This window comes from Pseudomonas sp. SJZ080 (assembly GCF_007828295.1).
In the GTDB taxonomy this organism is placed as follows: Bacteria; Pseudomonadota; Gammaproteobacteria; order Pseudomonadales; family Pseudomonadaceae; genus Aquipseudomonas; species Aquipseudomonas migulae_A.
This window is the reverse complement of record NZ_VIUK01000028.1, coordinates 18,938-44,789: the sequence shown is the minus strand read 5'-3', so window position 1 is coordinate 44,789 and position 25,852 is coordinate 18,938. Positions and strand designations below refer to the sequence as shown.

Below are 25,852 nucleotides of genomic sequence, written 5' to 3'. Positions count from 1 at the left end.
CGATGCCTGTTCTGGATCAGTGCCGATTTTGAGATGGGTTAGTCAGGCCGGGAATCCTGATCTTCGCAAAGTCATAGCCATGGCGAACCTGCCATGTGGTTTCCCCGGCGCGCTGGAACGTGCCGATCATCGATTCAGTCATGAGTAGGCGATCCCGCAGCGTTGGTCGTTGCGGGTCAGTCTTCCGGCAGGTTATTGAATATTTTTTCCAGTGTTCCGTTCAGTTTGGTGATCTGGGCCTCGGTCAGGCCTTTGAAACTTGTACGGAAGATATCGCTGGTGCCGTGCTGGATTTCTTCGATGGTATGGCGGCCGACATCGGTGAGTGAAACCTGAGTCACGCGCCCGTCGCTGGCGCTGGTGTTGGTCTCTACCAGGCCGTCCGCTTTCATGCGATAGACAATTTTGGTGATGGTCGAGAGCTTCGCGATGGCATGGATGGAGATTTCCGAAATGCTCGACTCGCCATTTTCCTTGAGGATGAACAGAATCCGCCAGCGCGGTATGTCCATATCGATTTTTTTCAGCGCTTTCTCCATGGCCATGGAGTAGCGGCCGTGCAGGCGAGCCAGCCAGTAGAAGGGGAACTCTTCCTTCTTGAAGTCTTCGCTGGCGGGGTTATATCGGCTCAGGCGCTTTTTCGGGGTGGTCATAAAGGTTGGCGTAGTCTTTCAAGTGAGCGGGTTTGATCGCGGGCGTCATTGTCGCGCCGCCCGCGGTAAAAAACCAGCAGACACGCCGTAGCGTGCCTCAGGTAAGGACGTCAGGCCAGGCCTTCGTGTTTGAGGCTCTCGCGGAAGTGTCGGCAACCCTTGATCAGCAAGAGCAGGGTGAGTGCGACTGCGAAGGCATTGAGCAGGGAAATAGACGAGCCGACCATGGCCGGATTCTGGAATAGCCGGTCGGTGAGCAGCGCGACCAGTGTGGTACCAAGACCCAGGCCGATCAGGTTGGAAATCAGCAGGAACAGCGCGCTGATCTGCGCTCGCATCTGATTGGGCGGCAGGATCTGCATGGCGGCGGTCGAGGCTGGCATGGGGAACGAAGCGAAGAACATCGCCGGTGCCAGCAACGCCACGGACATCCACAGTTCGCTGACCTGGGTGAACGCGATGGCGGGCACGGCCATGCCGATTGCCCCGATGACCCCCGCGCGGATCGGCGCATCGCTGTACCCTTTTTTTGCCAGCCAGTCGATCAGCCAACCACCACAAAACACGCCACTGGTATTGGCCAGCAATACGACGATCCCGAGCATGTAACCAGCATCGCTGGGGGCCAGGGCGAATTTGCGTATGTAAAAGGCCGGGGTCCAGCTAAGCAGGCAGAACAGCGTCATCGCGTAGAACGAAAATCCCAGGTAGTGGCAGAAAAAGGTCTTGCGGTGCACTGCCAGGAACGTGAACGCCTGTTTCATGCCGGGCGCATGGACCTTGCCTTCGGCGTCCAGTTTCAAACCCTTGCGAGCCGGGTCGCGAATGGTCAGGGCAATCAACAGGGCAACGAGTATGCCCGGCAGTCCCACCAGGAAAAACGTCACCTGCCATGGCCGCATTTCGCCCAGTAGCGGTACGGCGACACTGTCGAGGTTCTTCAGCAAGTCGATGACGTAGCCGCCAATCAGAAAGGCCACGCCGCCGCCGATGAACGAGCCGATCGAGTAGATCGCCACGGCGCGCCCGAGTTTTTCCCGGGGGAACATATCGCTGAGCATCGAGTAAGTGGCCGGCGACAGCGCCGCTTCACCAATCCCGACACCGATGCGCGCCATAAACATCTGCAGGAAGTTTTTGCTCACTCCGCAGAGGGCCGTCGCCAGGCTCCAGAACGCGATGCCGATGGCGATGATTTTCGGTCGGGAAAATTTGTCCGCCAGCAGCGCGATGGGCATGCCCATGAAGGCATAGAACAGGGAGAAAGCCAGGCCGTGCAGCAGGCTGAACTGGGTGTCGGATAACTGCATGTCGTGTTTGATCGGTTCAATCATCAACGCCAGGATCTGACGATCGATGAACGAAAAAATATAGGCCAGCATGCAAACGGCAACGACATACCATTCGTAGGCATAGCTTTTACGGGTGACCTCGGTCGGTGTTTTGCTGGTCATGCTGTTTGGCCCCTTCAGGGTTGGCAATCAGTCAGTCGGCGGCAGCGGTTCGCAGTTGGGTGTATGGGTGACGCCGTCGTTACCCGAGCGCCTTGCCCTGGTGCGATTATTGGTTTTGTTGTGCGGTTCCAGGTTGCCAATGGCTTGGCATATGTGTGCTGCAGGACCTTTTTAGGCCCTTGTTTGCCTTGACTCTATGCCTCAGGCGCAGAGGCTGTTCCGGGCGCGCAGAAAGCATTTGCATGGTGTGAAAATTGCTTTCCATTTCCACTAAGTTATCGATGTGCCTGCGGGCAACGGTGTCATTTTCTGGAGGTGCTTCAGCATGTTCGATCAACACTCTACGCTCCGTCATCATTGCCTTTTGAGTTCCGGCGGGTTTGGCGAGGTCAAGGATCGGATCAGTCATTACCTGTGGCCCCACCAGATGAAAATGCAGCAGGGTGGCGCCCTTCAATCGCAGCTGTACGGCGTGTTTTTCGGCAGCTCGGCATTGTTCGATCTGCACTACGGTGCACCGGTGGAAATCGACGCCGGCGATATCAGTGACTACTACCTGATTCGGGTCACCCTGGAAGGCAGCGGCATGGTCAGCCTGGGCAAGCAGAGCGCGATTTTGCGCAAGGGCGGGCTGACGATTTCGTCGCCTTCCGAGCGCAGTTTTATCCGTATCGACAAGGATTGCCGCAACCTGATTTTGCGCGTCGATCGCCAAGCCCTCGAGCGTCAGCTGCAAGTTTTGCTCAACCGGCGTTTGCGTCAGCCATTGGTGTTCGACATTCAGGTCGACGCCGAGCATCAGGGCATGGCGCCGGTAAGGACCACCCTGGATTACATCTGCCAGCTCTATGGCGACGCCAGCCAGACGCTGATGACCTCAACCATGGGCGGGAGCCTGTCGGACTATTTGCTGTCGGTGCTGCTGACTCAGTTGCCGCACAATTATTCGGTCGATCTGCTGCAAGACCAGCGCCAACCGATGCCTCACCACGTCAAGAAGGCCCGTGACTACATCGAACAGCACCTGGCCGAACCGATTGCGCTGGCGAGCCTGGCGCAGTTCTGTGACGTGTCGATCCGCACTTTGCAAAATGGCTTCACACGCTTTCTTCAGCAAACCCCCAGCGACTATGTCCGTACTCGTCGACTGGCCTTGGTTCACGTAGCCCTGCAGCAGGCCGGGCCGACCGACAGCGTGACGGATATCCTGTTGCGTCACGGGGTCGCCAGCTTCGGTCATTTCGCCATGCAGTACCGCAAGCAGTACGGCTGCCTGCCTTCCGAGACCCTGCGACGTCAGGCCTGATGCATGAGGATGAATCGCTCAGCCCTTTAGAAAACGCTGGGCCAGGTCGAGTTGGGAGTTGGCCAGTTGATGCAACTCCTCGCCGATCTGGGTACTGCGACGGGACTGATCGCTGCTGATTTGCGCCAGGTTCACGATCTGGGAAATCTGCCCATTGATCTCTTGCGCAACTTGACCTTGCTGTTCGATGGCCGAGGCCATTTGCAAACTCATGCCGGAGATCTGCCCGACTTCCTCGCAGATACGCCGCAATGCGGTTTGGACCTGCGATACGTCTTCGCGTGATTCCCGCGCAGCCGATTCGCCGCGTTGCGCGGTGGCGAGGGCCAGGGCGCTGCCGTCACGCAGTTGCTCGATCGAGCGTTGGATTTGTTCAGTGGATTCGCGGGTGCGGGTCGCGAGGCTGCGTACCTCGTCGGCGACCACTGCGAAACCGCGTCCGGTCTCGCCAGCGCGGGCCGCTTCGATGGCCGCGTTCAGCGCCAGCAAATTGGTCTGCTCGGCAATGCTGCGAATCACATGCGCGACGCCGCTAATTGATTCGATCGATTCCGCCAAGCGGCTGACGGCCTGGCCAATTTCCTCGACCGAAGTGCACAGGCCGGTCATCGAACGCTGGCTTTGACCGGACATCCGGTCACCCTCGCGAGCCAGTCGGTCGACGGCTTGTGTGGCCTCGGCCCCCTGTTGCAGGTTGCGCGACAGTTCCTGGATCGTGGCGCTCATTTGATGGACCGCCGCGGCGGACTGCTCGGCTTCTTCAAGTTGCCGTTGCAGGTGCCCGGACTGGGTCTGTACCAGTGTCGACGATTCTTGCGCACGTTGACGCACGGTCTCGCCGTTGATCCGGATACGCGCCATGACCGTGCGCATCCGTGTGTTCTGGCTATTGAGGGCCATGTCAAAACGGCTGGCGAGGCTGGCGCTGCCGTCCTGAAGCGGTGCCAGCAAGGCGTCGCTGTAGACCTGATCATGGCGCACCATGATCCGGGAGACATCCGCGCGCTGTCTGGCGCGCCATTGCCAGATCGAAGCGAACACGCCGCCAAGCACCAGCAACCCCGGTGCCAGGTCGATCTGTCCGCCGACAATCGCGCCAGCCACCCCAAGTCCCAGCAACCAGGCGATACCCTGGCTGCTGGCATGTTCCTGCACGCGGCGGGCAAAAGTCAGCGGGCCGTGGCCGTCATTCAAGCGTCGATAGAGTTTTTCCGCTCGCAGGCATTGGGAGGCGTCCATCGGGTGATACGCCGTGCCCAGCGCATTCAGTTGACCGCCCTCCAGCAGTGGCACCACATAGAGATTGCACCAGAACGTCGTGCCCTGTTTATCGCGACCCATCATAGGCGCCGTCCAGGGCACACCGCTGCGCAAGGTCTCCCACATACGTTCAATGACTCGCTTGGGCATCAGCGGATGATTGATCAGCTCATGCGGCTGGTTCAGCAGCTCCTCCCGGGCGTAACCGCTGAGCGCCACATAAGCATCGTTGCAGGCGATCAGATGGCCGTGAACATCCAGGCGCGAGATCGGTATTTCTGGCTGCGCCGCAACGATGACCGGCGGCGTGTATTCCTTTGGCTTAGCCACTGAACGCTCCCGCTATTACCAGCACTGGCCGCGTTCGGCGCGCATTTTGCGAACCATGGCGTCGAAAAATTTCACAGCGAAGCCGCTGTCCCGAATGAGCATGGCCGTGAGTTCGGCACACTTCTGGCTGATCGCTTCAGGCAGCGGGTTGTCCTCACCGCCCAGAGCGCCGGCCTGGCACTGGATTTCGGCGGCGCGCTGCACTGTCCACAGCAGGAAGAAGGCCTTGGCAATGCTGCTTTCGCCAACGGCAATGCCGTGATTGCGCAGCACCAGGATGTGCTTGTCGCCAAGGCTGTCGATCATCCGTGCTTTTTCGTCATCGAACAGCGTGATGCCTTCGAAGGTGTGGTAGCCGATCCGTCCGTAGAGTTGTGCGCCGTAAAAGTCATTGTGGGCAAAACCGGCCTTTTTCATGACGATGGCCGAAATCGGCGTGGTGTGCGTGTGGATCAGGCACTGAATGTCCGAACGGGCACCGTGCACCGCGCTGTGCAGGGCGAAACCGGCGGGGTTGCCGTCGTAGGGCGAGTCCTCGAGCTTCTTGCCGTGCAGGTCGACCTTGAGCAGGTTCTCTGGTGTCACTTCGGTGTAATTGAGGCCGAACGGGTTGACCAGATAATGGTGCGCCGGGCCGGGAAGGCGTGCGGAAATATGGTTGAAGATCGTCTCGGTCCAGCCGAAGAAATCCACCAGGTGGTAACAGTGCGCAAGTTGCACGCGCAGGGCCCATTCTTCGTCGCTGTACGCGTGCGGTTTTGCCAATTGAGTGTGGTCCATGTCGGAGTCCTTGTCGTAGTGATTCAGTGACGGGCCTGTTCGCCGCGAAAGCGTGCCAGGGCAATGAGGTGTCGAGTAACGGGCATCGGGATCGCCATGCCGTCGGCCAACTCCAGCACCGCGTCGCCGATGGCGGCCAGCTCCAGTGGGCGGCCTTTCTCATAGTCCTGCAGCATTGAAGTGCGCACGGCGCCCATGCCGGCGCCGAGTTCGAGAAAGGTCCGTGGATCGATGCTCACGCGCGCGCCGTACGCGGCGGCCGTCAGCAAGGCTTCGTGCAGGCAACTGCTGACCAGGTCGCGTAACTCCGGCAGGCTGTAAAGCTGATCGAGCGTCGCGCCGGTAATCACCGAGAGGGGGTTGGAGGTGAGGTTGGCGATGATCTTGGTCCACAGATTGTCGCGGATGCGGTCGGTGGCTCGTGCTTCGATGCCGACACTTTCGATCAGTGCGCGCACACGCTCCAGGCGGGGGCTGAGGCGGTTGTCAGGCTCACCAAAAATCATCAGGTGCGGGGTGTTCGATTCAGCCACGGCATTGGCCGGGCAGTGCGCGGTGATGAACACCACGCAGCCGATCACGTGGCGCAGGTCCAGGGCCTGGTGGAGCGTCGACTGCGGATCAACCGCGTTCACCCGTTGCCCGTCGTAGCGTCCGCCTTCACCGTGGAAGTACCACCACGGCACACCGTTGATCACCGGGATCACTACCGTTTCGGCGCCGATCATCGGTTGCAGTTGCGGCAGCAGACTGGCCAGGGCTTGTGCCTTGGTACAGAGGAATATCAGGTCTTGCTCGCCAAGGCTGGCAGCGTCGTCGCTGGCCTCGACTCGCACATGATGATGACCGTCCAGATCGGACAGGTGGATGCCGTCACGGCGGATGGTCGTCAGGGTTTCACCTCGGGCCAGTACGTTGACCGTATGGCCGTTACCCGCAAGGCGGGCCGCCAGGGTGCAGCCGATGGCACCGGCACCGGCGATGCCGATGCGCAAGGAGGAAGCGTTCATCGTGACTCCGGATTATTCACAAGGGACGATGGGTTGTTGAACACAGCACCAGTCACCTGTAGGAGCCGGCTTGCTGGCGATAGCTTCCGATCAGTCGATAAACCCGTCGATTGACCCATCGCAATCGCCAGCAAGCCGGCTCCTACAAGGAGGGGGGCGGTGTCGCGCCCACGTTGTCAGTTGGCGAGCATTTCCTGATGCTTGCTGGCCAAGCCGAGATAGGCTTCGATCACGCGTGGGTCATCAGCCAGTTGCTGCGCCGGACCCTGCATGGCGATCTGACCGGTTTCCAGCACATAGGCGTAATCGGCTACTCGCAGGGCGGCACGCGCGTTCTGCTCGACCAGCAGAATCGAAACCCCTTGCTCACGCAGCGCGGTGATGATGCGGAAGATCTCCCGGGTAATCAGCGGCGCCAGTCCCAGGCTTGGCTCGTCGAGCATCAGCAGCTTGGGCTTGGCCATCAGCGCCCGGCCCACAGCGAGCATCTGCCGTTCACCGCCAGACAACGTCGCCGCCAATTGCTCGCGGCGTTCCCACAGGCGCGGGAACAGTTCGTAGATTTCGCCAAGCGTTTCGCTGTAGCGACGGTCGCCCCGGCGATGGCGTTGAAAAGCGCCGAGCAGCAAGTTGTCCGCCACGCTCATGCTGGTGAACAACTCGCGCCTTTCCGGCACCAGGCCCAGGCCTCGCGAGACCATCACTTCCACTTCCGGCAAGGTTTCCAGGCTGCCGTCGAAATGCACCTGACCCCGGGAGCCCAGCACACCCATGATGGCCGAAAGCAGGGTGGTCTTGCCGGCGCCGTTGGGGCCGATCACTGTCACGATCTGGCCCTTGCCGACGGTCAGGCTGGCGTCGCTCAGCGCTTCGACCTTGCCGTAGGCCACGCTCAGGCCCTTGATCTCCAGCACGGCGTCGTCAACCTGGTTGCGCGGTGCGAGGTGCGGGTCCACTTGCATGTTCATCATTCAACTCCTCCCAGATAGGCTTCCAGCACGGCCGGATCCTTCTGTACGTCTTCGGGCAGGCCTTGGGCGATCCGCTGGCCGAACTCCATGACCACCACGCGATCGACCAGGCCCATGACGAAGTCCATGTCGTGCTCGACCAGCAGAATCGCCATGCCTTCGCTGCGCAGGCGGCTGAGCAGGATGCCAAGGGCTTCCTTTTCTTTCAGGCGCAGGCCGGCGGCGGGTTCGTCGAGCAGCAGCAGGCACGGATCGGCGCACAAGGCGCGGGCGATTTCCAGAATCCGCTGTTGGCCGAGTGCCAGGCTCCCGGCCTCTTCATACAAGTAATCGCCCAGGCCTACGCGCTCCAGCTGACGTCTGGCTTCGCCGAGCAGTTCGGCTTCCTCGCGACGATCCAGGTGCAGCGCCGCCGACAGCACGCCTTGCTGGCCACGCAAATGCGCGCCGATGGCGACGTTCTCCAACACGCTCATGTTGCCCAGCAGTTTCACGTGCTGAAACGTGCGGCTCATGCCCATGCTCGCCACTTGCCGCGAGTTCAAGCCGTTGATCTTTTGACCCATGAACAGCACATCGCCGCTGCTCGGTGTATCGACGCCGGAGAGCTGGTTGAACATGGTGCTTTTGCCGGCACCGTTGGGGCCGATCAGTGCGAGGATTTCACCCGAACGGATTTCCAGGCTCATGTCGTTGTTGGCCACCAGTCCGCCGAAGCGCTTGGTCACATTCCGCGCTTCAAGGATCAGTTCGCCATGTTTGGGCAGTTGCCGGCGGGGCAGGGGTGCAGCCTTGGCGTCGACATTCCGGACCTTGGCGCGGACCCTGAACCGGGCCGGTATCAGACGTGTCAGCAAGGGCCACAGGCCACCCGGTGCACGCTGCATAAGCACCACGATCAAGATGCCGAATACGATGATTTCGTAGTTGCCGGTGTTACCCAGCAGATGCGGCAACCAGTCCTGCAACCATTGCTTTAGCAGAGTCAGGATGCCCGCGCCGAGCAGGGCGCCCCACACGCTGCCGACCCCACCGATCAGGGCCATGAACAGGTAATCGATGCCCATGTTCAGGCCGAACGGTGTCGGGTTGACGAAGCGTTGGGTGTGCGCATAGAGCCAGCCGGAAATGGCTGCGAACACCGCAGAGATGACGAAGATCACCATCTTCGAGCGGAAGGTGTTGACCCCCATCGACTCGGCCATGACCTGGCCGCCCTTGAGTGCGCGAATGGCGCGGCCTTCGCGAGAGTTCAGGAGGTTCTGCGTGATGACGATCGCTAATAACAGCAGGGCCCAGATCAGGTAGAAAATGTTTTCGCCCTTATCCAGTTTCAGGCCGAACAAGGAAATCGATGGCAGGCCGCCGACGCCGGTATGGCCGCCCAGGGATTCCAGCGTGCCGAACAGGTAGTACAGCGAAAGGCCCCAGGCAATCGTTCCCAGCGGCAGGTAATGTCCCGACAGCTTGAGCGTCAAGGCGCCGAGAATCAGTGCCACTGAGGCGGTGAGCACCACGCCCACCAGCAGCGTCAGCCATGGCGACGTTCCGGCCCACGCCAGCCAGGCCGGCAATTGCTCGGTCGTGGTCAGGTAGGCAGAGGTGTAGGCGCCCAGCCCGACGAACGCGGCCTGACCGAAACTGGTCATGCCGCCGACACCAGTAAGCAGCACCAGCCCCAATACGACCATGGCGTACATGCCGATGTAATTGAGCAGGGTGACGTAGTACGGTGGCAACAGCAGCGGCACAACGCCCACCACCAGCAACAGGGCAAGTAACAGATAGCGCGAATTCATTCTTCTTCCTCCACATGACGACTGGTGAGCGAACGCCACAGCAGGAACGGAATAATCAGCGTGAACACGATGATCTCTTTGTAGGTACTGGCCCAGAACATCGAGAATGCTTCGATCAGGCCCACCGCCAGGGCGCCGAGCGCGGCGACCGGATAGCTCACCAGCCCGCCGATGATCGCGCCGACAAAGCCTTTGAGGCTGATGACAAAACCAGAATCGAAATACAGCGTGGTGATCGGGGCGATCAGGATCCCCGACAGCGTGCCAATCAGCGCCGCGAGCAGGAAGGTCGACTTGCCCGCGAGGGTCGGCGAGATCCCCATCAGCCTGGCACCCATGCGGTTGACCGCGGTGGCACGCAGGGCTTTGCCATAGAGCGTGCGCTCGAAGAACAGATACAGGCCGACGATCAATCCCAGGGAGACGGCCAGCACCCAGAGCGTCTGGCTGTTGAACGTGACCGGACCCAGTTCAAGGCCGGCTTCGGAGAACGGTTGCGTGCGGGCGCCTTCGGGGCCGAAGAGCAACAGGGCGATACCGACCATGCTCACGTGCACGGCGATCGACACAATCAGCAAGACCAGTGAGCTGGCCGAGGCGATCGGCTGGAACACCAGTCGGTAGATCTGCGGCCCCAGCGGAACCACCAGCGCCAGCGTCAGCAATGCCTGGACGGCCATCGGCAACTCGGCCAGCGGCAAGGTGTTGATCAGCACCGCCAACAGGCCTGCATAGCCGAGCTTGAAGAGAATGCGCACGGGAAACCGAAAAGCCTGACTGGAGCGTGCCGCGCCCCAAACATCGAGTGCACAGTCGATCAGCGTCAGGCCGAGCAGCAGCCAGACCAGTGCGGTCGGGTGACCACTTTGCAAAGTGGCCATGGTCAAGGCGCCGTAGGTCACGAATTCACCCTGGGGGATCAACAGGATCCGGGTCACGGTGAACACCAGGAGGATCGACAAGGCCAGCAGCGCATAGATTGCGCCGTTGGTCATGCCGTCCTGGCCCAGCAGCATGGCTATCTGGAAATTCATAATGAGAGCTCTTTTCTACAGATTGAATATCAGGCTCGCGTGCCGGCGCAGGTTGGTTCGCCGGCAATCGGGCAGGGCGCACAGTGGGCTGTGCGCCCGGGTTCCGATCAGTTGTCGTGCAACAACATCCAGTTGCCATTCTTCACCACGATCAGTTCGCGACCGCGCTCGTCGAAGCCGCTGTGGTCCTGCGGCGTCATGTTGTAAACGCCTTGGGTGCCGGCCAGTTCGTGGCTTTGCTCAAGCGCATCACGCAGGGCTGCACGAAATTCGGGAGTCCCTGGTGCTGCTTTCTTGGCTGCTATCGGGATCGCCTGCTGTAACAGCAGGCCGGCATCGAAGGTGTTCCCGCCGAAGGTCGCCGGCTTGCTGCCGTTGAGCTTTTCGTAAGCCGCGGTGTAGTCGCTGGCAATTTTCTTCGAAGGATGGCTGTCCGGGATTTCATCGAGTACCAGCATCAGGCTGGCCGCCAGAATGGTGCCCTCGACCTTCTTGCCGCCCAACTTGAGGAAGTCTTGCAATGCCGCGCCGTGGGTCTGGTAGACCTGGCCGCGATAGCCCTGATCGAACAGGGTGGTCTGCGGCATCACCGCCGAGCTGCCCGGCGCTGCGACCAGCACTGCATCGGGGCGGGTGGCGAGAATTTTCAGGCTCTGCCCGGTGACCGAAGTGTCCTGGCGCTGGAAGCGCTCGTTGGCCACGACCTTGATGTTCTGCTGCGCTGCCAGGCCGGTCATGACCTTGGCCCAGTTTTCGCCATAAGGGTCGCCGGTGCCGATGAAGCCGAGGGTCTTCACGCCTTTTTTGGCCATGTGCTCGAACAGCGCCTTGGCGATCAGGTCATCGTTCTGCGTGGTTTTGAATACCCATTTCTTCTGCTCGGTCATCGGCAGCACTACCGCCGCGGTACCGACCGGTGCCAGCAATGGCACGCCTGCCTCGGCGACGAACTGGATCACGCCCATGGCGTTGGGCGAACCGCTCGGGCCGATGATGGCATCGACCTTTTCTTCGTCGATCAGCTTCTTCAGCGCCTTCACCGTAGCGGTCGGGTCGCTCGCATCATCCAGAGAAATGTACTTCACCACCTGGTCGCCGGCCTGGGTCGGCAGCAACGGTATGGTGTTTTTCTGGGGTATCCCGACCAGTGCGATCGGTCCGGTGGAGGAGGTGATGACACCGACTTTCACATCCGCCTGCGCAGCGGCGGCGCAGGCGGCACTCAACAACAACGTGGACACGGCTTTTCTGAAAAGCATGACTTTCTCCGAAGAGTTGCAACGCTGCAAAAGGCTAATGGCCAGCCGCCTCGACCACGACGTGGTGCGAGTTCGGCCCAAGGTACGGCCCTGTTTTAGTTATCGAACTGCGGCGACACCCATGCTCGGTTACCGAGTCATCAGGGTGCCGCTCGACCATGAGCGATCGGTCGAAGGCGAAGAGGGCAAAAGCAGATTGCATGCCAGAAATTTTTTGGTGCATGGCAGAAAGCCGTTACTGCGATGCCTGATGCACGCGCTTCGAGGCGGGCCGACCAAGGTGCTCCCAAGGACCGGCAGAAGGTCGTGTGAAGGGCGGGAAAAACCTGCAGCACGCCATATCAAACAAGGCTCTGATCTGGATCAAGGATGCCCTCGAATGACTAAAAACAGCTGACAAAAAAACTCAAAAAACAGTGATTTTTTGCCCTGTTTTTGCCAGCCATTTTTGGGCCGATTTATTTTTCGTGTTTGTCTTTTCAGAGAGGCAATCGCTCAACATTTTTCTAAATGTTTCGTTGTTTTCTGCTGGGTATTTGTAAATAAAACGTTGATTTATATGAAGAAAATATCAATTTTTCAGAATTTGACGTTTTTTCAGCAGTGTTACCAAACTGCACGTCGTTGGTGCGAAAAAGGAAAATCTGCACCGAAAATACACACTCTTTTATTTGGTAAAATTCAATTGACATTTCACGTAAATATTACGATTTTAGATTTAAGCGTTTTCCCCGGCCCTCATGCCGAGGTCATTCGTTCTGGTGACACATAACGAGCAGGTAAAGAGCATGTCGATCGTTGTTGAGGATTTAGCCTTGGGAGGAAATGGCCTTTCGGTCATGGTGAAAGACACCATCGATATCGCCGGCTATCCGACCCGCGCTTCAAGCCGCGCGCTGGCCGATGCGCCGGCAGCCGCTGAACATGCACAGGTGGTTCAGTCCGTTTTGGAGGCGGGCTGCCGGATCACCGGTAAAACCAGCCTGCATGAATTGGCATTCGGCACCACCGGCCTCAACGCATGGACCGGCACGGCATCCAACCCGCGCTACCCCGGCTATATACCGGGAGGCTCTTCCAGTGGTTCGGCGGCAGCGGTTGCGGCGGGTCTTTGCGACTTTGCGTTGGGCACCGATACCGGCGGTTCGGTACGGATTCCCGCGGCGTGCTGTGGTGTATTCGGTCTCAAGCCAACCTTCGGTCGCGTCAGTCGTCAGGGCGTCATGCCAGCGCGCAGCACTCTCGATTGCGTGGGGCCCCTGGCGCTGGACATGAATCGCTTGATCGCAGCGATGCGAGTGATCGATCCCACATTCACTTCCCTCCCTGCAACTGAGCATCTGTCGATCGGCGTCGTCGCGGTAGAGGCTAATGAACAGGTGCACGCGGTGGTGAACCAGGCGCTGGCCCATTCGCGTTTCAGATTGCTTGAACAGACACTGCCCGGCATGGCCGCCGCGTATGGCGCCGGCATGGTGGTCATCAACGCCGAAACCTGGGCCGCGTGTGGCCATCTTCTGCAAACCGGTCGGGTGGGCAGCGATGTCGCCGACCGCCTGCGCGCAGCCAGTCTGACCTCGGTCGAAGCCCTTGAAGGGGCCGAAGCCATCCGGCGCGCGTTTATCGCAGAAGTGGATGCAGCCCTGGCCATCACTCCGATTCTGGCCATGCCGACCATGCCCGACTTTCCATTGCTGGTCGCGGATGCGGCCGACACTCGCGCCGCCCTGGGCATGACCTCCCTGGTGCGCGCTTTCAACCTTTCCGGTCATCCGGCTCTGAGCATTCCTCTGGAAAGCGCTTCGGGACTCCCGGTAGGCCTTCAACTCATTGCCGCCCATGGCGCGGACGAACTGCTGTGTGCAGTCGCCCGCGAACTGGTCCGGCGCCTGGAAGAGTAATCGTCATGCTTACTATGGAGAAACCCATGACTGCGCCAAGCGAGCTGAATCACCAGCGCCGCGTGCCGATCACGGCGAATGAAGCGTTTCAGAAACTGCTGGTCGAGATTCGTGCGCGTGCTCGAAACGAAGAATTCGACCAACAAAAATTCATCTCGCAGGACGTTATCGAGCAGTTCCGCAAGCTCGGTGTCTATCGGGCTCTGGTGCCAAAACGCTTCGGCGGCGACGAGCGTTCGCCGGCCGAGTTTTGCCAGATGGTGGAAGATATCTCGATCGCCGATGGCTCCGCCGGTTGGGTCGCCAGCTTTGGCATGAGCCCGGTTTACCTGGCGGCGCTGCCGCTGGAAACCATTAAGAAAATCTATGCCGACTCGCCTGACGTGGTCTTCGCCGGTGGGATCTTCCCGCCGCAGCCTGCGTCCTTTGTTGAAGGTGGCCTGGAGGTCAACGGGCGCTGGAAATTTTCCAGCGGTTGCATGGGCGCGTCGCTCATCGGCGTGGGCATCAGCCCGAAAAACGGCGAGATGCTCGGCCTGCCACGACTGGCGGTGATGCCCCGGGAAAAGGTCAGAATCGAGGAGACCTGGAACGTCGTCGGCCTGGTCGGCACCGGCAGCCATGATGTGGTCGTCGAAGGCGTGGTGGTGCCGGAGGAATGGACCTTCGTACGCGGCGGCCCATCGAATCTAGACGAGCCATTCTTCCGCTATCCGTCGCTGTCGTTCGCCACGCAGGTGTTGTCGGTGGTCGGTCTGGGCGTTGCTCGTGCGGCACTCGATGAGTTGAGCGGAATGGCCAGCGGCCGGATCTCCGTGACCGGTGCGCCGTCGTTGTCCGACCGGCCCCTGGCCCAAGTCGAGATGGCCAAGGCCGAAGCGTCGCTGCGCGCTGCACGTTCGTGGTTCTACCAATCCATCGACGATGCCTGGGCCAGCGTGTTGGCCGGCGACCCGGTGAGCGTCGAGCAGACCAACATGCTGCGCTTGTCCTCGACCCACGCCACCCGCGTCGCGGCCGATGTCGCGCGCACAGCGCAAATGCTCTCGGGCATGAGCGGGGTGTACCGCACCAGTCCTCTGTCGCGTTTCGTCAACGACACCCAAGTCATTACCCAGCACGCCTTCATGGGCGACATGACCTACCAGAACGCCGGCGCGATCTTCTTCGGCAATAAGCCGCTGCCTGGCTACCTGTAATTTTTCCCTACTGATTGGTGAACCCCATGACCGATAAAAAAGCCCTGCGTGTTCTGTTCTGCATCGGCATCAACCAAAACTTTTTCGATGCTCCACGTCCTGAAGCGCTGGAAGTCTGGGCCGCGTTCGGCGCCATGTGGAACGGCATCGCCGACCTGCCAGGCGTCACCGTGCTGGGCAACATGGACGACGATCAGAGCATGGTCGGCCCGTCTGCAGGCTGGCCCTGGACGACTTACTTGCTGGCCGATGTACCCGACATCGAAACCGTCCACGCCGCCTGCAATCTGTTTCGCACCACGGATGTCGGCAACGGCCCTTACAAGCTCTGGAAGTATTGCAAGGTCGAGGCCCGTACCGGTCGCGAACTGATCATCCAGCGCTGAGTCGAGAGAAGTCGCCATGTCATCACAAGAGCATTTGCGCGCACTGGAACAGCGGCTCGAGCAGTTGGAAAGCGAGAACGCGATCCGCGGCTGCATGAATCGCTACATGTTTCTGTGCGACGAGCTGGGCGTGGGGTCTCCGCTCGAGGAACTGGCCGGGTTGTTCACCGAGCAGGCGATCTGGGAAGGCAAGGGTGCCAAGTACCAGAACAGCTTCGGCGGTTACCACGGGCGTGAGGCGATCAAAGCGATGTTCGCAACCTACATGGTCGAGCCGGCGCACTTTTCGCTGAACGTGCACTTCCTGACCTCGGAGCTGATCCGGGTCAGCGGTGAGACCGCAGATGCCAGCTGGGTGATGTTGCAGACGTCGACCTTTGCCTCGGGGGCCTCGCACCTCAATAGCGCCCGCCTGACTGTGCGGTTCGCCCAGGAACAAGGGCAGTGGCGCATGGCGCATTTTCAGACCGAGAACCTGTTCAGCCGACCGGTCGACACCTGGAACAGCGCCGCGCACCTGCCCGTACCCGGCAAGTCCGGCCAGTCCTGAAAGTAACACCCCGAATTCTTAGAGTCGGCGAACAATGCCGACGAGGAGTGATCGTGAGTAACCTGATAAATACCGTAACGCTCGACGCCAGTCCTTCCGACCTGGTCTTGCATGATCGCGTTCACACGTCGCTGTACACCGACGGCAAGATCTTCGATCAGGAGCTGGACAAGATTTTCTACAGCACCTGGATCTGGGTCGCTCACGCCAGCGAAATCCCGGAGTCCGGCAGCTACAAGAGCACCTACATCGGCAAGCAGCCGGTGATCGTCGTGCGCGACCGCAAGAAAGACGTGCATGTGTTGCTCAACCGTTGCCGCCATCGTGGTGCAACGGTGTGCGAACACAAGAAGGGCAAGACCAACAGTTTTGTCTGCCCTTATCACGGCTGGAGCTACGCCCTGGATGGCAGCCTGCGCGGTGTGCCGCACCCGGAAAGCTACGCCGATTGCCTGGACAAGGGCGAACTGCCTTTGGTCAGCCTGCGTGTCGAGCAATACAACGGCATGATCTTCGCCACCTTCAAGGATGACATCGAACCCCTCGCCGATTTCCTCGGTCCGGCCAAAAAGTGGATCGACCTGTTCATGAAGCAGGGCGCCGGCTACCCGGTCAAAGTGGGAGGCGAGCATCGCTTCCGCTTCCCCGGCAACTGGAAGATCCAGCTGGAAAACACCACCGACGCCTATCACTTCCCGCTGGTGCACAAGTCGTTCCTGTCGTCCGTGGATGAACAGACCCTGGAGCTGTTCGACTTCGTCGAAGGGCCGGGCTATGTCGAAGACCTCGGCAACGGCCACAGCGTGATGGTGATGATCCCGGACCTGGTCGACCTGGAAGCCAACCTTGAATTGCCGATTCCCGAGCGTTTCGAGGACCTGGCCGCGCAGTTGCGCGCCGAAGGCCAGGACGAAGCATCGGTCCGTCGCATCGTGCGTGCGGTCGGCGGTTCGGGCTTCAACCTCAACCTGTTCCCGAACATCGCCTGTTCCATGGCGTTCTTCCGGGTGCTGCAACCGATCGCGGTGAACGAAACCGAAATCCATCACGCCGTCATCACCATGGACGGTGGCCCGGCCGTGGCCAACCGTTATCGTCTGCGCCTGCATGAGCACTTCCAGGGACCGATGGGTTTTGGTACTCCGGACGATTCCGAAGCCTGGGAGCGCGTACAACGCGGCGCCAGTGCCGGCACCGATCTGTGGATCATGCTCAACCGCGGCTTGCCGGGTGAAAAGCAATCCGAAGACGGGCTGGTGAGCGATGTGAGTGCCGAGACCGGCATGCGCGCTGGTTACCAGCAGTGGAAAAAGATGATGTCGGCCTGAGTGACGGAGAACCCCATGAACAACCTGCAATTGCTCAACCAAGTCAGCGCTTTCATCTGGCAGGAAGCGGACATGCTCGACCATGGCGATTTCGTCGAATGGCTCGATCTGTGGACCGAGAAAGCGACCTACATCATCCCGATCGATCCACTGGAAACCGACTTCGAGAACACCCTGAACTACGCCTACGACGACCACCACATGCGTCAGTTGCGTGTCACCCGTCTGACCAGCGGCGAGTCGATCTCGACCACTCCGCGGGCGCGCACCGTGCGCAGTCAGTCGCGCTTTCGCGTGCTGTCGGATGAAGACGGAGTTGTCACTGTGCGCTGTGCGCAGAACCTGCGCGAGTTCCGCAAGGATGTACTCAAGCAGTACACCGCCGATGTCACGTTTGAACTGGTGCGCAGCGGTGACAGTTTCAAGATTCAGCGCAAGCTGATCCAGCTGATCAATTCCACCGATACCCTCGCCGGTATCGGCTACATCCTCTGAGGACGCTGCCATGACACAGGTTGCATTGGTCACCGGCGCGGCCCAGGGGCTGGGCAAAAGCATTGCCGAGCAACTGCTGAACGCCGGTTATCGGGTCGTGATCAGCGACCGTTCACTGGAGTCGGCACAGGTCACCGCCACTGAACTCGATGCCACGGGCGAGCGGGTCCTGGCGCTCAAGCTCGATGTATCGAGCAAGGCCGATTTCGAAGACGCCCTGGCGGCCGTCGTGGCGCATTGGGGTGAATTGCAGGTGGTGGTGAACAACGCCGCGATGACCATGACCACACCGGTGATGCAGATCAGCCCGGAAGAGTTCGACCGTGTCGTGAGCGTCAATCAGCGCGGTACTTTTGTCGGCTGCCAGGTGTTCGGCAGCTATCTGGCGGCCCGGGGTTACGGGCGGATCATCAACATGGCCTCCCTGGCCGGGCAGAACGGCGGCACCGCGACCGGCGCGCATTACGCTGCGTCCAAGGGCGCCATCATTACCTTGACCAAGATCTTCGCCAAGGAGCTGGCGGCGTCAGGGGTCACGGTCAACGCTATCGCCCCGGGCCCTATCGAGTCGCCGGCGGTGCGCGCCGCCGTGCCGCCCGAGCGCCTGGAAAAACTGATAGAGGCGATCCCGGTCAAGCAATTGGGCAACGCCGCGTTCATTGGCAAGCTGATCGTGCAACTGGCCAGCGAAGACGCCTACTTCACCACCGGGGCGACCTGGGATGTGAACGGCGGGATCTTCATGCGCTGAGTCCACGGTTATAGGGTTTGAAAAAGCAGTCGGGGGCGCTCAGATGCGCCCCCTTACAACGAAATCGGGATGGTCCTGTATGAGCGATCAATTATTGAAAGTCGTCGTGCGCAAGCGCGAAGAACAGGGCGAAGGTGTTGTCGTACTGGATCTGAGTGATCCGACGGGACAGCCTTTGCCCGCCTTCGAGGCGGGCGCGCATGTCGATATCCACCTCAAGGCCGGTCTGGTTCGCCAGTATTCGCTGTGCGGTGATCCGGCCAACGCTGGCGCCTATCGCTTGGGCGTACTCAAGGACCCCGCCTCGCGTGGCGGTTCGGTGGCGGTGCATGAACTGCTGCAGGAGGGTCGTGAAATCGAGATCAGCCTGCCGCGCAATCACTTTCCGCTGGCCAGCGATGCCAGGCGTTCGATCCTGATCGGCGGCGGTATCGGCATCACCCCGATGGTGGCCATGGCCTACGCGCTGAATGCCCGTGACAGCGATTTCGAACTGCATTATTGCGGTCGTTCGCGCAACCGCAGCGCCTTTCTCGAGGAGCTGGGTAACGCGGCGTTTGCGTCGCGGTTGAACACCCATTTTGACGACGAGGCCGCCGAACAGAAACTCGACCTGCCAAAAGTGCTGGGCACTCCACAAGCCGGCGTACACGTGTATGTCTGCGGACCGGCCGGTTTCATGGACTGGGTCATTGCTCAGGCCCTGAAGGCGGGGTACGCCGACGATCATGTGCACCGCGAATACTTCCAGGTCGAAGTCGACGCTTCGGGCGCCGGTTTTGAAGTGGTCGCTCAGCGCAGCGGCAAGACCGTACAGGTTGCCGAGGGCCAGAGCATCGTCGATGCGCTGACCGCCGTGGGCATCAAGATTGAAGTGTCGTGTGAACAGGGCGTTTGCGGTACGTGTTTGTGCGACGTCATCGAAGGCGAACCGGATCATCGCGACGTCTATCTCACGGATGACGAAAAATCTGCCAATGACCAGATTCTGGTGTGCTGTTCCCGGGCCAAGTCCAAGAAACTGGTGCTGGATATCTGATAGACCGGAGGGTAAGACCATGGTCGATACAACTGGATTTCGTAACTCAATGGCAATGCTCGGTGGCGCGGTTTCGGTCATCACCACCGATGGTCCTGCGGGTCGTTTCGGGTTTACCGCTTCGGCGGTATGCAGCGTGACCGACCAGCCACCGACGCTATTGGTGTGCATGAATCGCTCGTCGTTTTCCAACGTGCATTTCAAGAGCAACGGTGTGCTGAGCGTCAACGTACTGACCCCTGGGCATCAGGAAGTGTCGGGGGCGTTCTCCAACCGCAATCTGGATACCGAGCAGCGCTTTTCCTGCGCATCGTGGAGCACGCTGGAAAGCGGTGCGCCGCTGCTGGACGAGGCGCTGGTCAGTTTCGATTGCCGTATCGCTCAAGCCCATGAAGTGGGGTCGCATACGATTTTCTATTGCGAGGTGTTGGGTATCCGCAATAGCGACAGCCAGGAAGGCCTGGTGTATTTCAACCGCGCCTACCACCGTTTGGGAGATGCGTCCAAAGCAACTTCTTGAGAGGCTTTTATTCCAGGAGCAGCGATAAGACTTTCCACGATCGTCAAGTTTTTAAAATAACTATAAAGCGGTTTTCGCTGTTCTGGCGAACGGCTGCGTTACGACTTTTTTGCAGTAAGTGGTTATAAAAACAATACTGCGGATTGACTGCCAAAGTTGCACTTTTGCTGAATTGATCTGCTTCCACTCGTCGTGCCTTCGTGCATGTAAAAAAGAAGGAAAGTTTGATGTTCGAGAAGAGCTGGGTAAGCCGTGGCGTCACCACTGCGGCCGTAATGGGGATCTTCACGCCTGTGGTTGCTCAGGCTGACTTCGTAGACGACAGTCAAGTCAGTCTGGGGATGCGCAACTTCTATATCGACCGCGATTTCAAACAGCATGATGCGCCGCAATCGCGGATCGGCAGTTGGACTCAAGGCTTCGATTTTCGCGCGATTTCGGGTTACACCGAAGGCACGCTGCAGTTTGGTCTGGACCTCTCGGCGCAATACGCCTATCGCCTGGACGGCGGCGGTGGCCGTGGTCCGGACAGCATTATTCCGTACGACACGAGCAAGGGCGAACAAGTGCGCGACTACGGCCGTGCGGCGCTGACCGGCAAGGTTCGTTACAACAAAACCGAACTCAAGATAGGTGAACTTCGCCCGACGTTGCCAGTGGCGTACATCGACGACTCGCGGCAATTGATCACCACCTATCACGGTGTGCAGCTCGAATCGAAAGAAGTGGACAACCTGACACTGACGGGTGGCCGTTTTACCGAAATCAGTTCCCGGGAGTCTTCCAATACCGAGAAGATGTACTTGTTCAATGGGCCCAACGTTAAGCGTCGCAGTGACGGTTTGAACTTTGGGGGCGCCACGTATGCGTTTACACCGAACTTGTCCGGTACTTACTTCTTTGGCCAGTTGGAAGATATCTACAAACAACACTATCTCGGTTTGACTTATAACCATGATCTGGGGGCCGGTTACGGCTTGAAGACCGACCTCCGTTACTTCAATAACAGCGAGGATGGCAAGGCTTTATACGGCGACATCGACAACAAGTCCTACGGGATCATGACGACCCTGAAGAAGGGCGCCCACGCATTCGGTGTCGGCTATCAGCGCATGCTTGGCGAGTCGACATTCCCGACGCTCAACGGCTATGCACCGCAGCCTTACCTGGTGAACTGGTCGACAGTGGCGTTCGTCAAGCCGAACGAAAGCTCCTGGCAATTGCGTTATGACTACAACTTCGCGGGCATGGGTTTGCCGGGTCTGAAATTGATGACGCGTTACATGCGCGGTACGGGTATCGACCGGGGCAACAATGCCCTCGACCAAAACGTCGAAAGCGAACGCAACATCGTGCTTGGCTATGTGGTGCAAAGCGGTCCGCTCAAAGATGTGGGTTTCGAATGGCGCCGCATTGACGTCAAGACGCGTTATGGCAATGGCAGGGCATCGGGTGCGGACTATCAGGAGAACCGTCTGATCACCACCTACACCTGGAAGTTCTGAAATCCCTCGGGAGCCGTTCGCGGCTTCCGGGTTTGCCCGCGCATCGGGCAAAGGTTTTCAACACAGGTTTTCCTTCGCCCGGATCGCTCCTTCCGGGCTTTTTTTTCGCAGCGGTTTTATCCGCAATACGAGGATGACCTATGCGTCGCTTCTATACCGGTTCCGACTTGAGTCGTGTGCACAGCATTGCCGAACTGGCCGACATGGCCCGGCGACGCGTGCCTTACTTCGTCTGGGAATACCTCAGCGGTGGCGCTGAAGCCGAGCTGACGCTCAAGGATAATCTCGACGCGTTCAGTGCCTATGGCCTGCACGCCAGAGCCATGGTGCCCTGCCATGCGCCCGACACGTCCCGCGCGTTGTTCGGCAAGGTGCTGTCAATGCCCATGCTGATCGGGCCGACGGGCTACAACGGTCTGTTGCACCGCGATGCCGACATTCACTTGGCCCGGGCTGCAACGGCACGTGGTTTGCCGTTCAGCCTGAGCACCGCGTCCAACACTTCTCTTGAAGACCTTGTTGCGGCGGCGCCTGGCGTCGACCTGTGGTTCCAGCTGTACGCCATGCGCGATCCGGCGGTGCAAAAAAGCCTGTTGCAGCGCGCCGCCGCTGTCGGTTGCCGGACTCTGGTGTTGACCTGTGATGCGATGGTGCTGGGCAATCGCGAGTGGGACCGACGCAGCTTCGCCAGGCCGCGACAGCTGACATGGCGCAACAAGTTTGACGTTGTCCGTCACCCGCGTTGGCTCAAGCAAGTGATGTGGCCATCGGGGCTGCCTGGCATGGGCAATCTTGAACCTTACTTGCCGCCGAGCGAGCGCAACCCCTTGGGCTCGATGGCGTTCATTGGCAAGCAGATGGACACCTTGCTCGACTGGGACATGCTCGCACGTCTGCGTGAGCGATGGGGCGAGCGGTTGTTGCTCAAGGGTGTGTTGCATCCGGCCGATGTGGAGCGAGCGATCGCCCTCGGGCTTGACGGTGTGGTGGTGTCCAATCACGGCGGCCGCCAACTGGACGGAGCCCTCTCTAGCCTCGATGCACTGGGGGCCATCGCGCCCCAGGCGAAAGGCAAACTCAGCCTGCTGCTGGATGGCGGGATCCGGCGTGGCAGCGACATCGTCAAAGCACTCGCGCTTGGGGCCGATGCCGTGTTGCTGGGACGGTCCACCCTTTACGGCGTGGCGGTGGCAGGTGAGGACGGTGCTGGCCGGGCGCTGGACGTATTGACGCAAGAACTGGCGCGGACCATGAACCTGATGGGCTGCACCCACCTCAACCACCTTGACGGCGACAGCGTGTTCGAGCGTCGCCGCGCTTGAGCATTTGTGGTCGCACTCGACCCGTTTATTGCGTTGCAGAATCGGAATGACGCTTGCGCGTTTCGGGCAGTGAGTCGCCGGGGCCGTTGCTAGGATCGAGGCTCTTCTACAGGAGTGCATTCATGAATATCAGTGTTATCGGCGGTGGTCACGGTTGCTACGCGGCAGCGATAGAGTTGGCGGAAAAAGGCCATTCGGTGCGCTTGTGGCGCCGAGACAGTGCCGCGCTGGAAAAACTGCAAGGCCTCGGCCATCTGCTCGTGCGCGACTTCCGTGGCGAACGCCGGTTGAGCTTGGGGCAGGTCGGGGATGCCCTGACCTTGACGGCCGATCTGGCACAGGCCGTGGCCGATGCAGAGCTGTTGGTCATTGCCTTGCCGTCGACCTCTCACTCAGCCCTTGCCAGCGAACTGGCTCCCTTGTTGCGCGACGGGCAAGTGGTCTTCCTGCCGCCGGGGACGTTCGGCAGCATGGTGTTCGCCCAGGCAATGGCGAAGGCGGGGAATCACAGCGATGTGGCGTTTGCCGAGACCGGCACATTGCCCTACCTGGCGCGCAAGCATGGCGATAACCAGGTGGTGATCAGCGGCTACGCGACCCGTTTGCCGACCGGGGTTTTTCCGAGTCGGTTGAGCGAGTCGGCGTTCGCCGTATTGCGCGAGGCGTACCCCAGCGTCGAACCGATCGAGGATGCACTCAGCGGCGCGCTGATGAATGCCGGGCCGATCATTCATCCGCCGTTGATCCTGATGAACGCGGGTCCACTTGAGCATTTCGAAACCTGGGACATTCACAACGAAGGGACCGTGCCTTCGATTCGTCGCGTGACCAATGCCCTCGACGCCGAGCGTATCGCCGTTCGTGAAGCACTGGGCTATGGCGCGCCGCATTTCCCGCTGGCCGATCATTACGCCACCGACGGCGATGAGTGGATGTACGGGCGCGGCGCTCACGGCAAACTGACCGACAGCGGTGACTGGCGTGAAGACATCGACCTGCAAAAGCACCGCTACATGCTCGAAGACACACGGCTGGGCTTGTCGTTTCTGGTGTCGGTCGGGCGGTGGGCCGGCGTGTCGACGCCGGTCGCCCAAGGCCTGTTGAGCCTGGCCACGGTGGTCAGTGGCATCGACCTGTATGCCGAGGGTCGAACCCTGGAAAACCTCGGGCTGGATCAACTGAGTCGCAGCGAAATGGCGCAGTGCCTGAGCCAGGGATTGCAGGCATGAGCGCCGATCCGCAACGCATCTGTATCGTCGGCGCGGGGCGCATGGGCGAGGGCATTGCCTTGGCGTTCATGTTCGCCGGACTGCCGGTGACCCTGATCGATATCAAGCAACGCGAGCCCGTGGAGCAGGACCGCTACTTCCGCCAGATCGAGGGCCACTTGCGCGGCGAACTGGCAACGCTTGCACGTCTGGGATCACTCGATCCGGCGCAAGTCGAACAGGCGATGAGCCATTTACGCTTGAGCGATCGCGAGGGCAGTGACGGCGATTTGCACAGTGCTGCTGTCGTGTTCGAAGCCGTGCCTGAAGTGCTTGAGCTCAAGGCCCTGACGTTGGCTTGGCTGAGTGCCGCGTGTGGCGATGAAACGGTCATTGCATCAACGACGTCGACTTTTCTGGTGACGCAGTTGGCGGCACTGGTCACGCACCCGCAACGCTTCGTCAATGCCCATTGGCTGAACCCGGCATTTCTGATGCCGCTGGTCGAAGTCAGCCGCAGCGAAGACACCTGCCCGCAGGTGGTGCAACGCCTGATGGCATTGCTCAAGCGCATCGGCAAAGTGCCCGTGCAATGCTCCCCGGCAGCCGGTTACATCGTGCCGAGGATCCAGGCATTGGCGATGAATGAAGCGGCACGAATGGTCGAGGAGGGGGTGGCCAGCGCCGAAGACATCGACACCGCGATTCGCGTCGGTTTCGGTCTGCGTTTCTCCGTGCTGGGGATGCTTGAGTTTATCGACTGGGGCGGCGGCGACATTCTGTTCTATGCCTCGCATTACCTGGCTGAAGCCATCGATCCGCGTTTCCTGCCACCCAAAGTCATTGCCGAGAACATGGCGCAAGGGCGCAACGGGTTGCGCGAAGGTCAGGGTTTTTATGATTACCAGGACGTTGATCTGGAGGCCTACAAACTGCAGAGGCTGGGTGAGTTCACCCGCAAGCTCGAGTTGATGGGGCTGTCGCCGGTGTTCAACGGTGGTGTGGCAACGTCCTGAGCGTGGCGCTGACGTGTGATCGCGACAGCTTCACGACCGGGTTGCGCAACCGGCGCGCCGTTATGGCTGCGTCGGCTTTTTTCGTGATGGATGCAGGTCATCCACGCATTTGTCTGGTCCTGAATCGAGGTTGTCATGAAGCTGTACGAATTGATTACGTTCACCGTGCGAGTGCGCACCGTCGCCACTGCCATGGCTTGTCTGGAGCAGCGCCTGGCCGTCGATGACGCCGCAGTCAAACTGGTCGGCTGCTGGGCGTCGGAAATCGGCCCGCTGAATCAGATCGCGGTGTTGCGTGGTTTTGTCGACGAAGCGTCTCGCCAGGCTGAGCGCGAACGGTATCTGTCGAGTGCCGATGCGTTTGGCATCGAGGCGTATCTGACAGACATGCGCGTGGAAAACTATACGTTGTTCCCCTTTATCGAACCGTTGCCTGCCGGGCGACATGGGCCGTTCTACGAACTTCGCGTCTATGACCTCGTGCCATCGGGGTTGGCACCCACGCTCAAAGGCTGGGAAAAAGCCGTGGGGCCGCGAACTGGCGCGCAATACTCGACGGTGTATGCCGCCTTCTATGCCACCGACGGTCAGTTGCCGCGCTACTTGCACATCTGGCCCTATGCCTCGCTCGAACAACGTCTGGACGTGCGTACCCGTGCCGTGCAGGACGGCGTCTGGCCACCGGAAAACTCAGGCCCGCAACTGCGCGACATGCATTCGACGATCTACCTGCCGGCGAGCTTTTCACCGCTGCAATGAGCCTCGTTAACGGACAC

General features: G+C 60.0%; 24 protein-coding genes and 1 pseudogene. 15 read left to right on the top strand and 10 right to left on the bottom strand.

Features of this window, described 5'->3' with window-relative positions; all coding sequences use genetic code 11:
• Window positions 1-43 precede the first annotated feature (43 nt).
• The 3 genes and pseudogenes from FBY04_RS27310 to FBY04_RS27300 all read right to left on the bottom strand — a co-directional run.
• Window positions 44-142: pseudogene (locus FBY04_RS27310) on the bottom strand (OprD family outer membrane porin); the annotation flags it as partial.
• A gap of 34 nt (window positions 143-176) precedes the next feature.
• The gene (locus tag FBY04_RS27305) at window positions 177-653 is read right to left on the bottom strand and encodes a MarR family winged helix-turn-helix transcriptional regulator (RefSeq protein ID WP_084317873.1); all 477 of its coding nucleotides are present in this window, start codon (window positions 651-653) and stop codon (window positions 177-179) included.
• 110 nt (window positions 654-763) lie between these two features.
• Window positions 764-2,107, bottom strand: a complete 1,344-nt coding sequence (locus FBY04_RS27300; RefSeq protein WP_218571664.1) for an MFS transporter — start codon at window positions 2,105-2,107, stop codon at window positions 764-766.
• A 325-nt stretch (window positions 2,108-2,432) separates the two neighbouring features.
• Here FBY04_RS27300 and FBY04_RS27295 point away from each other — a divergent pair, with 325 nt between their 5' ends.
• Window positions 2,433-3,413 (top strand): AraC family transcriptional regulator, encoded by a 981-nt coding sequence (locus tag FBY04_RS27295; protein ID WP_145318348.1) that lies wholly within the window; start codon window positions 2,433-2,435, stop codon window positions 3,411-3,413.
• Between the two features lie 18 nt (window positions 3,414-3,431).
• Here FBY04_RS27295 and FBY04_RS27290 read toward each other — a convergent pair whose 3' ends face one another.
• From FBY04_RS27290 to FBY04_RS27260, 7 genes are all read right to left on the bottom strand, one after another.
• Complete coding sequence (locus FBY04_RS27290) at window positions 3,432-5,003, bottom strand: methyl-accepting chemotaxis protein (protein ID WP_256667185.1); 1,572 nt, start codon at window positions 5,001-5,003, stop codon at window positions 3,432-3,434.
• Window positions 5,004-5,018: 15 nt separating this feature from the next.
• On the bottom strand, window positions 5,019-5,783 hold the full coding sequence (locus tag FBY04_RS27285) for a class II aldolase/adducin family protein (RefSeq protein ID WP_084317870.1): 765 nt from the start codon (window positions 5,781-5,783) through the stop codon (window positions 5,019-5,021).
• A gap of 23 nt (window positions 5,784-5,806) precedes the next feature.
• The gene (locus FBY04_RS27280; protein ID WP_084317869.1) at window positions 5,807-6,793 is read right to left on the bottom strand and encodes a ketopantoate reductase family protein; all 987 of its coding nucleotides are present in this window, start codon (window positions 6,791-6,793) and stop codon (window positions 5,807-5,809) included.
• 176 nt (window positions 6,794-6,969) lie between these two features.
• Window positions 6,970-7,764, bottom strand: coding sequence for an ABC transporter ATP-binding protein (locus FBY04_RS27275; RefSeq protein ID WP_174602646.1), 795 nt, complete (start codon window positions 7,762-7,764; stop codon window positions 6,970-6,972).
• Entirely contained in the window at window positions 7,761-9,563 is a 1,803-nt protein-coding gene (locus tag FBY04_RS27270) for an ATP-binding cassette domain-containing protein (RefSeq protein WP_084317867.1), read from the bottom strand. The genes FBY04_RS27275 and FBY04_RS27270 overlap by 4 nt, the downstream gene beginning before the upstream one ends.
• Window positions 9,560-10,597: a branched-chain amino acid ABC transporter permease gene (locus tag FBY04_RS27265; RefSeq protein WP_084317866.1), complete on the bottom strand. Its 1,038-nt coding sequence runs from the start codon at window positions 10,595-10,597 to the stop codon at window positions 9,560-9,562. Before FBY04_RS27265 ends, FBY04_RS27270 begins: the two co-directional genes overlap by 4 nt.
• A gap of 107 nt (window positions 10,598-10,704) precedes the next feature.
• A complete protein-coding gene (locus tag FBY04_RS27260; protein WP_084317865.1) occupies window positions 10,705-11,856 on the bottom strand; it encodes an ABC transporter substrate-binding protein in 1,152 nt (383 codons plus the stop codon).
• 788 nt (window positions 11,857-12,644) lie between these two features.
• Between FBY04_RS27260 and FBY04_RS27255 the strand changes: the two genes are divergently transcribed.
• The 14 genes from FBY04_RS27255 to FBY04_RS27190 all read left to right on the top strand — a co-directional run bounded on the left by FBY04_RS27255 (window position 12,645) and on the right by FBY04_RS27190 (window position 25,835).
• Window positions 12,645-13,757, top strand: a complete 1,113-nt coding sequence (locus FBY04_RS27255) for an amidase (RefSeq protein ID WP_145318345.1) — start codon at window positions 12,645-12,647, stop codon at window positions 13,755-13,757.
• Between the two features lie 26 nt (window positions 13,758-13,783).
• Window positions 13,784-14,956 carry an acyl-CoA dehydrogenase family protein gene (locus FBY04_RS27250; protein ID WP_145318342.1) on the top strand — a complete coding sequence of 391 codons (1,173 nt, stop codon included), beginning with the start codon at window positions 13,784-13,786 and terminating at the stop codon, window positions 14,954-14,956.
• Window positions 14,957-14,982: 26 nt separating this feature from the next.
• Complete coding sequence (locus FBY04_RS27245; protein ID WP_084317862.1) at window positions 14,983-15,342, top strand: IacB protein; 360 nt, start codon at window positions 14,983-14,985, stop codon at window positions 15,340-15,342.
• Window positions 15,343-15,358: 16 nt separating this feature from the next.
• Window positions 15,359-15,892, top strand: a complete 534-nt coding sequence (locus FBY04_RS27240) for a nuclear transport factor 2 family protein (RefSeq protein WP_145318340.1) — start codon at window positions 15,359-15,361, stop codon at window positions 15,890-15,892.
• A gap of 53 nt (window positions 15,893-15,945) precedes the next feature.
• Entirely contained in the window at window positions 15,946-17,220 is a 1,275-nt protein-coding gene (locus FBY04_RS27235) for a Rieske 2Fe-2S domain-containing protein (RefSeq protein ID WP_084317860.1), read from the top strand.
• A gap of 15 nt (window positions 17,221-17,235) precedes the next feature.
• Window positions 17,236-17,715 (top strand): aromatic-ring-hydroxylating dioxygenase subunit beta, encoded by a 480-nt coding sequence (locus tag FBY04_RS27230; RefSeq protein WP_084317859.1) that lies wholly within the window; start codon window positions 17,236-17,238, stop codon window positions 17,713-17,715.
• Window positions 17,716-17,725: 10 nt separating this feature from the next.
• On the top strand, window positions 17,726-18,466 hold the full coding sequence (locus FBY04_RS27225) for an SDR family NAD(P)-dependent oxidoreductase (protein ID WP_084317858.1): 741 nt from the start codon (window positions 17,726-17,728) through the stop codon (window positions 18,464-18,466).
• Window positions 18,467-18,545: 79 nt separating this feature from the next.
• Window positions 18,546-19,505 (top strand): PDR/VanB family oxidoreductase, encoded by a 960-nt coding sequence (locus FBY04_RS27220; protein ID WP_084317857.1) that lies wholly within the window; start codon window positions 18,546-18,548, stop codon window positions 19,503-19,505.
• Between the two features lie 19 nt (window positions 19,506-19,524).
• A complete protein-coding gene (locus tag FBY04_RS27215; protein WP_084317856.1) occupies window positions 19,525-20,025 on the top strand; it encodes a flavin reductase in 501 nt (166 codons plus the stop codon).
• A 227-nt stretch (window positions 20,026-20,252) separates the two neighbouring features.
• Window positions 20,253-21,530: an OprD family porin gene (locus FBY04_RS27210; protein WP_084317855.1), complete on the top strand. Its 1,278-nt coding sequence runs from the start codon at window positions 20,253-20,255 to the stop codon at window positions 21,528-21,530.
• Between the two features lie 140 nt (window positions 21,531-21,670).
• The gene (locus FBY04_RS27205; protein WP_145318336.1) at window positions 21,671-22,852 is read left to right on the top strand and encodes an alpha-hydroxy acid oxidase; all 1,182 of its coding nucleotides are present in this window, start codon (window positions 21,671-21,673) and stop codon (window positions 22,850-22,852) included.
• Between the two features lie 122 nt (window positions 22,853-22,974).
• Window positions 22,975-24,081, top strand: coding sequence for an NAD/NADP-dependent octopine/nopaline dehydrogenase family protein (locus tag FBY04_RS27200; protein WP_145318333.1), 1,107 nt, complete (start codon window positions 22,975-22,977; stop codon window positions 24,079-24,081).
• The gene (locus FBY04_RS27195) at window positions 24,078-25,076 is read left to right on the top strand and encodes a 3-hydroxybutyryl-CoA dehydrogenase (RefSeq protein ID WP_145318331.1); all 999 of its coding nucleotides are present in this window, start codon (window positions 24,078-24,080) and stop codon (window positions 25,074-25,076) included. The genes FBY04_RS27200 and FBY04_RS27195 overlap by 4 nt, the downstream gene beginning before the upstream one ends.
• 135 nt (window positions 25,077-25,211) lie before the next feature.
• Complete coding sequence (locus FBY04_RS27190; RefSeq protein ID WP_084317851.1) at window positions 25,212-25,835, top strand: NIPSNAP family protein; 624 nt, start codon at window positions 25,212-25,214, stop codon at window positions 25,833-25,835.
• Window positions 25,836-25,852: the final 17 nt, after the last annotated feature.